Origin of the sequence: Nevskia sp. (genome assembly GCF_023266035.1) — a bacterium.
Taxonomy (GTDB): Bacteria; Pseudomonadota; Gammaproteobacteria; order Nevskiales; family Nevskiaceae; genus Nevskia.
In genome coordinates this window covers 1-11,937 of record NZ_JAHFRY010000100.1, presented here as the reverse complement: position 1 = coordinate 11,937, position 11,937 = coordinate 1, and the positions used below count along the sequence as shown (strand labels likewise).

10 protein-coding genes are annotated in these 11,937 nt (G+C 65.0%); 2 read left to right on the top strand and 8 right to left on the bottom strand.

Features of this window, described 5'->3' with window-relative positions:
• The 7 genes from Q0D45_RS15250 to Q0D45_RS15220 all read right to left on the bottom strand — a co-directional run.
• Positions 1-306, bottom strand: a 306-nt coding sequence (locus tag Q0D45_RS15250; RefSeq protein WP_293394491.1) for a thioredoxin domain-containing protein, incomplete at its 3' end; no start/stop codon positions are given.
• A gap of 90 nt (positions 307-396) precedes the next feature.
• Entirely contained in the window at positions 397-1,155 is a 759-nt protein-coding gene (phbB, locus tag Q0D45_RS15245) for an acetoacetyl-CoA reductase (RefSeq protein WP_293394488.1), read from the bottom strand.
• A gap of 76 nt (positions 1,156-1,231) precedes the next feature.
• Positions 1,232-1,822, bottom strand: a complete 591-nt coding sequence (locus Q0D45_RS15240; protein ID WP_293394485.1) for an adenylate kinase — start codon at positions 1,820-1,822, stop codon at positions 1,232-1,234.
• Between the two features lie 144 nt (positions 1,823-1,966).
• Positions 1,967-2,818, bottom strand: coding sequence for a DMT family transporter (locus Q0D45_RS15235; protein WP_293394482.1), 852 nt, complete (start codon positions 2,816-2,818; stop codon positions 1,967-1,969).
• Positions 2,815-3,915: a M48 family metalloprotease gene (locus Q0D45_RS15230; protein ID WP_293394479.1), complete on the bottom strand. Its 1,101-nt coding sequence runs from the start codon at positions 3,913-3,915 to the stop codon at positions 2,815-2,817. The genes Q0D45_RS15235 and Q0D45_RS15230 overlap by 4 nt, the downstream gene beginning before the upstream one ends.
• A 139-nt stretch (positions 3,916-4,054) precedes the next feature.
• Positions 4,055-6,373, bottom strand: a complete 2,319-nt coding sequence (locus Q0D45_RS15225; protein WP_293394476.1) for a TonB-dependent receptor — start codon at positions 6,371-6,373, stop codon at positions 4,055-4,057.
• Between the two features lie 155 nt (positions 6,374-6,528).
• Positions 6,529-7,116 carry a TIGR00730 family Rossman fold protein gene (locus Q0D45_RS15220; protein ID WP_293394473.1) on the bottom strand — a complete coding sequence of 196 codons (588 nt, stop codon included), beginning with the start codon at positions 7,114-7,116 and terminating at the stop codon, positions 6,529-6,531.
• 186 nt (positions 7,117-7,302) lie between these two features.
• Between Q0D45_RS15220 and Q0D45_RS15215 the strand changes: the two genes are divergently transcribed.
• Together Q0D45_RS15215 and Q0D45_RS15210 are read left to right on the top strand one after the other, a co-directional pair.
• A complete protein-coding gene (locus tag Q0D45_RS15215; protein WP_293394470.1) occupies positions 7,303-8,718 on the top strand; it encodes a wax ester/triacylglycerol synthase family O-acyltransferase in 1,416 nt (471 codons plus the stop codon).
• A 148-nt stretch (positions 8,719-8,866) separates the two neighbouring features.
• A complete protein-coding gene (locus Q0D45_RS15210) occupies positions 8,867-11,008 on the top strand; it encodes a phosphocholine-specific phospholipase C (protein ID WP_293394467.1) in 2,142 nt (713 codons plus the stop codon).
• On the opposite strand, the gene Q0D45_RS15205 is transcribed toward Q0D45_RS15210, so the two are convergent.
• Positions 11,005-11,628, bottom strand: coding sequence for a glutathione S-transferase family protein (locus Q0D45_RS15205; protein ID WP_293394465.1), 624 nt, complete (start codon positions 11,626-11,628; stop codon positions 11,005-11,007). The two genes, Q0D45_RS15210 and Q0D45_RS15205, sit on opposite strands and share 4 nt — an antisense overlap.
• Positions 11,629-11,937: the final 309 nt, after the last annotated feature.

Genomic DNA, 11,937 nt, shown 5'->3' with positions numbered 1-11,937 from the left:
CTGAGGCTGCATCATGCCGCTCTTGGTCATGATCAAGCGGCCATTGCGGTACAGCGCAATGGTCGGAATCGAGCGCGGCGTGTCGGTCGGTTTGGCATCGGGATGCAGATCGACATCGATCTTCACCAGTTGCACCCGGGTGCTGAACTTGTCCATGGTCGCGGTCAGCACCGGTTCCAGACGCTGGCACCAGACGCAGTGATCGGCCATGTACTCGACCAGCAGCGGCAGCCGATGGTCAGCGATCATCGCTTTCAGTTCGGCCGTGTCGACTTCCGGAATGGTTTCGTTAAGGGTTTCGCTCATCACTCTCTCCAGAGTCTGTCTCGCTGTTGTTGGCTGTGTGAACCTCGAAGGATTGACAAGCAAGGCCGGACATGGTTCCGCGCCGCATGCTCAGGCACTCATGTACAGGCCGCCATTGACCGGCAACTGCGCGCCGGTGATGTAGCTTGCCGCGCCCGAGCACAGGAAGGTGACCGCGGCGGCAATATCGGCCGGGCTGCCGTAGCGCGCGGCTGGAATGCCCTTGAGGATTTCGCTGCGGATCGCTTCCGGCACGGCGTCGATCATCGGGCTGTCGATATAGCCCGGCGCCACCGTGTTGACGGTCACGCCCTTGCGCGCCACTTCCTGCGCCAGCGCCATCGTGAAGCCGTGGACGCCGGCTTTCGACGCCGAATAATTGGTCTGCCCGAACTGGCCCTTCTGGCCATTGACCGACGAGATGTTCACCACTCGCCCCCAGCCGCGCTGGCACATCGCCTCGATCAGCGGCTGGGTGACGTTGAACAGGCTGTCGAGATTGACCCGCAGCACCTGCTGCCATTGATGCGCGCTCATCTTGCGCAGCGGCGCATCGCGAGTGATGCCGGCGCAGTTGACGACGATGTCGATCGCCGCGCCCTGCGCTGTCAGCGCGCTCAATGCCGCTGCCGTGTCCTCGGCATTCGACACGTCGAACGCCGTGATGGTGATCGCCAGACCCTGCTCGCGCCAGGCCGGCAGCAAGGTCTCGGCCGAGGCCTGATCGGATGGCAGGCAGACGGCAATGACCTTCGCGCCAGCCGCCGCCAGTGCTGCGCTGACAGCGCGGCCGATCGCACCAGTACCACCGGTGACCAGTGCGGTGCGCGTGCTCAGATCGAGTTTCAAGGCCTGACATCTCGTGGTCGGACAGGACGCGCACTTTACCGGTCTGCCCGATTGGCGACGACCTTAGCCGAAGCCCTCAGGCCTCGGCAGCCTCGAGCAACACGGGCGCAGTCGCCGCCAGCATTCGCGCGAAGATCGCGTCGATGTCGCCGACACCGGGAATGGTCACCAGCAGACCGCGCGCCTGGTAGTAATCGAGCAGCGGCCGGGTCTCGGACTGGTAGACCGCGATGCGGTTGCGCACCGTCGCTTCGTTGTCGTCGCTGCGGCCTTCGAGCGCGCCGCGAGCGACCAGGCGACGAACGATCTCCTCGTCGTCGACCAGCAGATGGATGACCTTGCTCAAGCCAGGCTGGCCAAGTTCGGCGAGCAGCGCGTCGAGCGTCTTCGCCTGCGCGGCGTTGCGCGGAAAGCCATCGAGGATGAAGCCCTTCGCCGTATCGGGGGCGGCGAGACGCTCGCGGGCAATGCCGATCACCAGCTCATCGGCGACCAGTTGGCCGGCATCCATCGCCGCCTTGGCTTTCAGGCCCAGCGGCGTGCCGGCCTTGACCGCGGCGCGCAGCGCATCACCGGTCGAGGTCTTGGCAATGCCGTGATGCAGCGCCAGCTTTTCGCCCTGCGTACCCTTGCCGGAACCCGGCGCGCCCAGCATCACGATTCTCATGGTGTCGACAGCTCACTGTTGTGGGAAGAACGCGTCGCCGACGGCAAGTTCGATGCCATCGCAGTTGTTCAAGCCATTCAACAGCTTGGCGCAGCGCGCGAATCGCGGAAACGGGCGACTGTCACGCGCATGACGCAGTTCGGCTCAGCGCGCAGGCGGGCGATACAAGGTCGCGAGCGCCAGTCCGCCCAGAATCAGCGCCGCGCCGGCCAGCAGACGCAGGCTGGCTGGCTCGCCGAGAAAAGCGATGCCGATCGCTGCCACCAGCACCGGCACCGCCAGTTGCACGAGGCTCGCGCGCAACGCCGTGAGTTGGGGCAGCACCGTGTACCAGACGGCATAACCGAGCCCCGAAGCCAGGGCGCCTGAAGCCAGCGCACAGGCAACGCCAAGCGGATTCCACTGCGCGCCGCCGAACAGCAGCCAGGGCAGCGCCGCCAGCGGCAGGCCGCGCAGGAAGTTGCCGGCGGTTGCCGCCAACGGATCATTCGGCCGATCTGATTTGCGCCTGCCGCGCAGGCTGTAGATCGCCCAAGCAATGCCGGCCGCGATCATCAGCAGGCTGCCCGCCAGCGGTGGACGACCAAGCCCCGGCAAGAGGAAGAGCAGCAGACCGCCGAACGAGATCAGGACCCCACCCCACTCCTGCCACGGCGGCCGATCGCCTTGCGCCAGCCCGGTGCCGATCATCGTCACCTGCACCGCACCGAACAGCAGCAGTGCGCCTGCGCCGGCGGGGATCGACAGATAGGCCACCGAGAACGCTGCGGCATAAGCGACCAGCGCAATGGCGGACGGCCAGTCGCCGGTGAAAGGCCGACGACGAAGCTTCAGCAGAATCGCCAGCATCAGCGCACCGGAAGCGATACGCAGCGCAGTGAATGCCAGCGGGTCCATCGCGCCATCACGCAAGGCGACGCGCGCGAGAATCGAGTTTGCCGCGAACGCGCTCAACGCCAACAAGGTCAGCAAGGCGATGCGTAGCGCTGCGCTCATGTGCCGGCTTGGTCGAGACGGTCGAGGCGTTCGGATGTGGCCGGATGCGTGTGATAGACGCGTTCGTACCAGCGGTCTGCGATCGGCGCATTGCGGTTGTTGCGGGTCAGCGTACGCAGCGCACTCGCCAGCGCCGCACCGCTGGCATGGCTCGCTGCAGAGGCATCGGCCTCGAACTCGAAGCGGCGATACCAGTAGTTCGCCAGCGGCAGCGCGAAGAACCACAGGGACGGCAGCAGTGCCCAGGCGATCGCCAGCTTCGCGACCGGTTCGGCAATGCCTGCCGTCAGTGCCGCCGCGATCATGACCATCGCCAACGATGCCGCGCCGATCATCAGCAACTGGAAGCGCAGATGGCCGCTCTGGATATGGCCGAGTTCATGAGCGACCACGGACTCGATCTCGTCGGCCTCCAACAAACCGATCAAGGTATCGCCGAGCACGATGCGCGGCGCCCGCGCACTGCCGGAGACCTGCGCGTTGGCTTGCGCAGAACGAGCCGACGCCCGCAGCAGGAACAGGCGCTGATCACGCACACCGCTGCGCGTCAGCAGGCCTTCGAGCCGGCTGCGCAGTTCGCCGGCTGGCAGCGGTTCAAGCTTGTCGAACAGCGGCGCGATCCAGCGCGGCTGCACCCAGCGCAAGCCGGCCCAGGCACCCCAGCCGATCGCCCAGATCGCCAGCCAGGCCCGCTTGTCGCTGTGTTCGATCAGAACCAACGCCAGCCAGGCTGCCGGCAACGCGAGCGCGGCAAACAGCGCGAGCTTGATCGCCTGTTCGCGAATGAAGGCTGCGACGCTTATCCGGTTCATACCATGGCTCGCATCGAGGCCGAATGGCTTGTAAGCCTTCGGCGGCAGCTCCCAGAGCCAGCCGGCGATCACCAGCGCGAACAGCAGCAGCGGTTCATCGCCCTCAAGGAGCGGCGTCAGGCCAAGTAGCAGCAACGGCCAGCCCTGCTGCCACAACTGCTGACCAACGCGCTGCGTCACCACGCCCATCGCATAGGCTTGATCCTGAGTGCGCAGCACCGCCCGCTGCCGCAGCAGCAGGGTGATGCGCAGCGCAGCGATCAGCAGCAGGACGGCAGGGAGCACAGGGCGGGAAGCATTGGCAAACGGGCCTCACTGTTTCAGAAGCCTGCGGCCAGAGCAACGCAGCCGACCTTGTAGGTCGCCCCTCGGGCGACGGCGCGGCTGCACAAAGCGTCGGGTGAGGCCCGACCTATCAGACCCGTCAGAACTGCAGCCGCACACCGCCGAAGAACGCGCGCGGGGCGCCGGGGCCTATGAAGCGATACTCGCCTTCATAGTCCTCACCAAGCGTTTCTTCGGCTTCGCCGTAGACGCCGAAGGTTGCGAACTTGCGATCGAACAGGTTCGACACGCGGCCGAACACGGTCAGCCAGGGCAGCGGTTTGTAGTCGCCATAGAGGCCGAAGATCACGAAGCCGGGAATGGTGTCCGGATCGGTGTTCGATTCGTCACCGCGGTAGTTCGAGCTGCTGCGTCCGGTCGCCTCGAAGCCGACGCCGAAAATCGGCACGCGATATTCAAACGAGGCCTTGCCGAGATGGCGCGGCACCAGCGGAATGCGATTGCCGGAATTGACGACCCGCGAGGAATCAGCCGATTCCTCCGGATCATCCGGATTGCGCACCGGATGGTTCGGCGAGTTGACCAGGAAGCCGTCGAGGAACTGCGCATCGAGATAGGTGTATTGCAGATTGAAGCTCAGCGCCTGGGTGATCCGGTAGTTACTGCCGAACTCGATGCCGCGACGGCGCGTTTCGCCGACGTTGTCGAAATAGCCTTCGGTGGTCAGGTTGCCGTCGGTGATGAACAGAATGTCGTTCTTGTTGGCGCTGTTGAACAGCGCAATGGCACCGCTGTAGCTCGGCGAATTCCAGCGCAGGCCGGTTTCGTAAGTGCGGGTGACCACCTGATGCAGCGGCGGATCGCTGACGAAGCCGTTCGGCAAACGGCAGGGATCGTTCGGATCGGCGCAGGTCAGCTCGACCGGCGTCGGCGCGCGTGCCGATTCGGCGTAGTTGACGAAGCCAGTCAGCCCCGGCGTGAACTTCCAGGTCGCGCCGATCGAGGGATTGAGACGCGTGAAGCGGTGATTGCCGTTGAGATCGTCGTCCTCGCCGAGATCACGCAGCACGATATGCGTTTGATTCAGGCTTGCGGCAGCGGTGATGTCGAGCGGCTCGATCGGCGAGTAGTTGGCGACCAGGAAGCCGCTGTAGACGTACTTGCGGGTGCGCAGCCGGACGAAAGAATCGAGCACTTGCTCGCCGCTGCCTTCGGCGCCGCGGTCTTCGGTCAAGGCGCCGACTTCGGTCTGTGATGCGAAACGGGCGCGGCCCAGTTCGGCGGTGCCGCCGATGATCAGACGATTGCGCGCGTTGTCGCCGCTGATCGTCACCTGACTGCGAAAGGCATAGACCTGCTGGTCGGTCGACGAGGTGTTGATGGTCGCCGAATCGTTGGCTGCGCTGGCAACGATCGGGTTGCCGTTCGGCGTGGTCAGCACCTGTTCGCCGTCCGCTTCCTCGGCACACAGGAACGGGCCGTTCTCGGCGCAGGCCTCGTATTCGGTGCCGTCGCCGTTCAGTGACTTCGAATAGTTGCGCCGGAAGCTGAGGCCGCCAGAGACATCGAGATGCTTCGAGTAGCGATGGCTGGCCTGCAGGTTGATCGCGCCGAGACGCGGTTCGGTGAGATCCGGATAGGTGAAGATGCGGCCGCGGCCTTCGCGTTCCAGCAGCGCGAGCGGTGCGGCACCGTTGCCGGTCAGGCGGTTGTCGGCCAGCGTCAGGCTCAAATCCACCGAGCTTTTCTCGTCGAGATAGCTGCCCTTCGCGAACAGGCGGCCGATGCGGCTCGGCGAGAAATCACGCCAGCCGTCTTCGCGGTCGTACTCGCCGGCGATGTAGGTCGCGTAATGACCCTGCGACCAGCCGTGCTCCACCGAGGTGCCGTAACGGCCGAACGAGCCGCCACCGAGTTCGATGCGGGTACCGTTGAGATCAAAGCCACTCTTGGTGCGCAGGGTCAGCGCGCCGGCCAGGGTGTTCTGGCCGAACACCGGGTTCGAGCCGGGCACCAGCTGCAGCGACTGGATCGCCGCGTCCGGAATCAGATCCCAGTTGACGACATCACCGAAGGTTTCGTTGACCCGCATGCCGTCGATGTAAAGCGCGAGGCCCTGCGGCAGGCCAAGCAGTGGTGAAATCGAATAGCCGCGATAGAACAGGTCCGGCTGGTAGGGATTGTTCTGGGCATCGGAGACGAACACGCTGCCAAGCTTGCGCGACATGAAATCGCTCAAGCTTTGTGCCTGCGCGTTCTGGATGTCCTCGGCCGTCGCCGCCTGGGCATTGCCCGGATAGCGGTCCAGCGGCACGCCCTGGTTGTCGGTCGGCGCCACGCCGATCACCCGCACCGGCGCGAGTTGCACCGGCACTTCTTGCGGTGCTGCAGCGGGCTGCTGAGCAACAACGGGCCATGCGGTCGCAAGCAGCGACAGCAGCAAAATTCTGCGAATCACGAGGTTCTCCTTTCTCTCTTGTCTGTATGGCCGCGCTCTGAGGGCGCAGCTCGGACCCAATTCACACATCAGCAGCCTGATGCCAGCGCTGTCTGAGCAGCAATGGGAAAACTTCCCGATCGGGAAGTTTTCCCATTGCTGGCAGCGCCTGACTATCAGCCCATCAGCAGCACATCCAGCACAGCCGCCGGCGTGGCCTCCATGGCCAGCAGGCGGCGGCTGCGTTCGGAAACGAAATCCTCGTTCAGCGCGTGATCGAGAAACGCATTCAGCAGATCGAAATAGCCGGCGGTGTTGACCACGCCGATCGGCTTGCGATGCAGGCCGAGCTGCGACCAGGTCAGGATTTCGCAAGCTTCATCGAGCGTGCCGTAGCCGCCAGGCAGCACGATGAAAGCGTCGGACAGCTGCTCCATCATCGCCTTGCGCTCGTGCATCGAGCCGACTTCATGCAACTGGGTCAGGCCGCGATGCTCCACCTCCTTCTCGATCAGCAGGCTCGGAATCACCCCGATCACCTCGCCACCGGCGGCCATCACCGCATCGGCCACCTCGCCCATCAGCCCGACCCGCCCGCCGCCATAGACCAGACGGATGCCGCGCTCGGCCATCAAGCGGCCGAGTTCGCGGGCGTCCTCGGCATAGGCCGGATTGCTGCCGTGGCGCGAGCCGCAGAACACGCAGATCGAACGGATCGGATGCGTGGTGGTCGGAACTTCAAGAGGGCTGATTGGTTCGGCCATGGGCAGACTGAAATATTGCGAGCGCGGAACCGGAACGATGCCACGTTTGTTGATCGGGCCACAGACCACCTCAGCAGCAGACTGGCACGGACACTGCTGCGATGATGTCGTCAAACCTGTCGCCGATCCGTCATCCTCAGCCGCCACGCTGCAGCATTCGAAAAGCAAGCCAGGGAGCGAGACACCATGAAACGACTCAGCACGCTGGACATGGGCTTCATCCATCTGGAGCGTCGCAACCAGCCTTTCCACGTTGCCTACCTGACCTTGCTGAGGCCGCCGGCCGATGCGCCGCCGGACTTCGCGCAGACGCTAGTCGAGCGGCTGCGTTCCTATGCTTCGCCGCTGCCGCCGTTCAACCAGCGGCTGGAAAGACGGCTCGGCAAGGCCTTCTGGGTCGAGGATCCCGAGTTCGACATCGACCAGCACGTCATCCATCTCGCCCTGCCCCGCCCCGGCGGCATGAAGGAATTGATGGCGATGGTCTCGCGCATGCACGCCAGCCATCTCGATCGCGCCTATCCGCTGTGGCGGACCTACATCATCGAAGGCATCGAGGGCGGTCTGATCGCCACCTACTCGAAGGTGCACCACGCGGTCGCCGACGGCATTGCCGGCACCCGCCTGACCTTGCGTTCGATGTCGACCGATCCGACTGCCATCCTGCCGCCACCATGGGCCATGCCTCCGCAGGGCCGGCGCGAACGTCCGAGCAGCCTGCTGGCGGCGCCGGTCGATGGCGTGGTCAAGCTTGCCAATCACTTCGGCGGCGCCTTCGAGCATGTGCCGGCGATCTATCACGAGCTGCGCAAATCGATGCGTGAGCGCCGCGACGGCCATCCGGACTCCATTTCCGGCAATAGCGCGCCGGCAACGATCCTGAACCAGCCGATCAGCGCCTCGCGCCGCTATCTCGCGCACAGCTATCCGCTGACGCGGATCAAGGCCGCGAGCCGGACACTGGGCTGCACCGTCAACGATGTGATGCTGGCGATGTGCAGCCATGCGCTGCGCCAGTACCTGCTCGATCAGCATGCGCTGCCGAAAGAGCCTTTGATCGCCGGCGTGCCGATGTCGACACGCCGGGACAAGAGCGATGTCGGCAACCAGATCAGCTTCCTGCTCGCCAATCTCGGCACCCATCTGGCCGATCCGGCTGAACGCCTGCGGGTGATTCGCGCCTCGGTCGAGCACAGCAAGGGCCGCTTCGCGACGATGAAGCCGGGCGCCATTCTCGGCTACGCGGCGGCGCAGCTGGCACCCGGTCTGATCAACATGCTGTTCGCGCCGAAGCGCGGCAAGCTTGCCTTCAATCTGGTGATCTCCAATGTGCCCGGCCCGCGCTCGCCGCTGTACTGGCAGGGCTGTGCCGTCGAAGGCATGTATCCGGTCTCCGTGCTTGCCGATGGCATGGCGCTGAACATCACCGCCTCCAGCCGCGCCGATGCGCTCGACTTTGGCGTGCTGGCCTGCCGCCGCACCTTGCCGAAAGTGGAATCGCTGATGGATTACCTGGACGGCGGGCTCGACGAGATCGAGCGACTGGCAAGGCTGACGATTGCCGTCGGTAAACCCGCAGCGCTGGGAGAAACCGTCACCTAGTCGGGCTGTGCTGGCGGTGGCCGATGCCTTTGCCGTCGGGCTAGGATAGGACGCGTCTGCCGACACGAGATCGTCACCGAGACTTCATGGCACTGACCCGAACCGCCCCTAGCCTGCAAGCCATCGCGATTGATGGGGCTTGCAAACTATGGCGACCGTATCCGGCGCGCCGCTCGACCGCCGGCAGTTCCTGCGCATGACCGGCGCCGCAGCCGGCGCTGCGCTGGTCCCGGCGTCGATCCTCAAGGCGCTGGCGATTCCGGCCAACAACCGCACGGGAACCATCCGCGACGTCGAGCATGTGGTGATCCTGATGCAGGAAAACCGCAGCTTCGATCACTACTTCGGCACTCTGCCCGGCGTCCGTGGCTTCGCGGATCGCTTCACCATCCCCCAGGCTTCGGGCAAGCCGATCTGGCATCAGCAGGACCTGAGCCAGACCGACATCCTGCCGTTCCACCTCGATGCGGCGATCGGCAACGCCCAGCGGGTCGACGGCACCCCGCACAACTGGGACGACGCCCACCACGCCTGGAACGATGGCCGCTACGGCTACTGGCCGGTCTACAAGCGCGCGCAGGCTATGGGCTATTACACCGAGGCCGAGCTGCCGTTCCAGTTCGCGCTGGCCGATGCCTTCACCGTCTGCGATGCCTACCACGCAGCGATTCACAGCAGCACCAATCCGAATCGCCTGATGCTGTTCACCGGCATGAACGATCCGTCCGGCACCGGCGGCGGGCCGATCATCGACAACCAGAACGACGATCTCGGCCCCAGCGCCGAGGGCTTCCGCTGGACCACTTACCCCGAGCGGCTCGAAGCCGCCGGCGTGTCCTGGAAGGTCTATCAGGACATGGCCGACAACTTCACCGACAACTCGCTGGAAGGCTTCGCGACGTTCCGCGCCGCCCACGAGCGTGATCCGTCCTCACCGCTGGTGACCCGCGGCCTGAGCAGCACCCTGGGCAACAACACGCTCGATGGCCTGCGTGACGATGTGCTGGCTGGCCGTCTGCCGCAGGTGTCGTACATCGTCGCCCCGGCAGCCTACTCGGAGCATCCCGACCCATCGTGCCCGGTGCAGGGCGGCTGGTACGCGCAGGCGGTGCTCGACTCGCTGACCGCCGACCCCGAGGTCTGGAGCAAGACCGTGCTGCTGCTGACCTTCGACGAGAACGACGGCTTCTTCGATCACCTGCCGCCGCCGAGCGCGCATTCGATCGCCGCCGATGGCCGGCCGGCCGGTGCCTCGACCGTCGACGACCGTCTCGATCGTCATCAGGGCAGCAGCCTGGTCGATCGGAACTGGCCTTATGGCCCCGGCCCGAGAGTGCCGATGACGGTGATCTCGCCGTGGAGCCGCGGCGGCTGGGTCTGCTCGGAAACCTACGATCACACCTCGATCATCCGCTTCCTCGAAGCGCGCTTCGGTGTCGCCGAGCCGAACATCAGCTCGCGCCGCCTTGCCATCTGCGGCGACCTGACCCGATGCTTCAACTTCGCGACCCCGAACGACAGCGCGCTGCCGAGCTTGCCGCGAATCACGCGCAGCGAAGCCGACGCCCAGCGCCTGGCACAGGAACAGTTGCCGCAGATCGCCGCCCCCCGTGGCCGCGATGGCCGACTGCCACACCAGCAGCTGGGGCTGCGTCCCTCACGCGCACTGCCCTACGAGCTGGCAGCCGACGCCACGGTGACCGCTCGCGGCCTGCGGCTGGACTTCGTCAACACCGGTAAGACGGGCGCGGTATTTCACGTCTACGACCAGCGCCATCTGCACGAACTACCGCGCCGCTACACGGTGGAAGCCGGCAAGGCGCTCGATGATCTCTGGACGCCGCGGCTGAGCGATCTCGGCGCCTACGATCTGTGGTTGCTCGGCCCGAACGGCTTTCACCGGCAGTTTGCCGGCCGCCTTGGCTTGCTGGACCCGGCAGTCAATCCAGAGGTGCAGCTGCGGCATGATCCGGCCAGTGGCGAGTTGATCGTCAAGCTCGTCAATGCCGGTCAAGCTGCCTGCACTTTCGTGATCACGGCGCAGGCTTATCGCGACAAGAGCCCGCGGCGCATCACCGTCGCGGCCGGACGCACGAAGCGCTTGCGGGTTGATCTGCAAGACAGTGGCCGCTGGTACGACTACAGCGTGCGGATCGAAGGCGAGCGCGTCGTCCAGCAAGCGTTTCTGCGCCGCTTTGCCGGCAGGGTCGAGAACGGCGAGCCGTCGTTCAGCGACCCGGCAATGGGGACGCTGGGCACTGAAACTTCACGGCAGGCAACGACCGCCTAGGCACTTGGCGGCGGCATCAAGGCATCGTCGATCGCCCTCGCCCGTACTGCGGCAGGACGATCCTTGATGCCATTCCAGTAGGCCTCGAAAGCCGGGCGCTTCTCGATCGAGCCGAACATCAGTCCCCAGCCGATCTGCGAGCCGACATAGACATCGGCGGCGCTGAAGCGGTCGCCCGCGACATAGGTCTTGCCAGCCACCGCAGCTTCCAGCGCTGTCATCGCGTCTTCAAAGCAACCATAGCCGACCATGCCGCGCTTCTCGGCGGATACGGCGACGCCGAGCGACCTGTTGACGATCGCCTGTTCCAGCGGCCCGGCGGCGAAGAACAGCCAGCGGTAATAGTCGGCGCGCGCTTCCGGCGTCGGCCCCAGCTTCGCCTCGGGAAAGGCCTCGGCCAGATAAGCACAGACCGCCGCACATTCGGTGATGACCGCGTCGCCGTGAACGATGGCCGGCACCTTGCCCATCGGATTGACCGCCAGATACTCCGGCGCCTTCATCGTCGTGCCGTAGCTGAGCACGGTGGTCTCGTAAGGCACGCCCACTTCTTCGAGCATCCAGCGCGCAACGCGGCCGCGGGACATGGGGTTGGTGTAGAAATGCAGGGTGTCAGTCATTGCTCGGCTCTCGTAGCGGTGAGGGCTCAAGCTATCAAGAACAGGAGGCAGCTGGTCGACGAATTCAACGGGCCTCCCTCGGCCTTGTCACCATCCGGCAAGCCGAAAATGGCTGCTGGAGAAAGTTGAAAGAGAGCCGTAGGGCGGGAAAGCGGCTTCATCGCGCATCCCGCCATTACCCGGAAGGCGGGATGCGCGGCCATAGAACCGGCCACTTTCCCGCCCTACGCATTAACAATCACCAACAAAAAACCCGCAGCACCGTCGCCGGTGCTGCGGGTTTTTCAATGCAGAAGCAGCCTCAGAGCG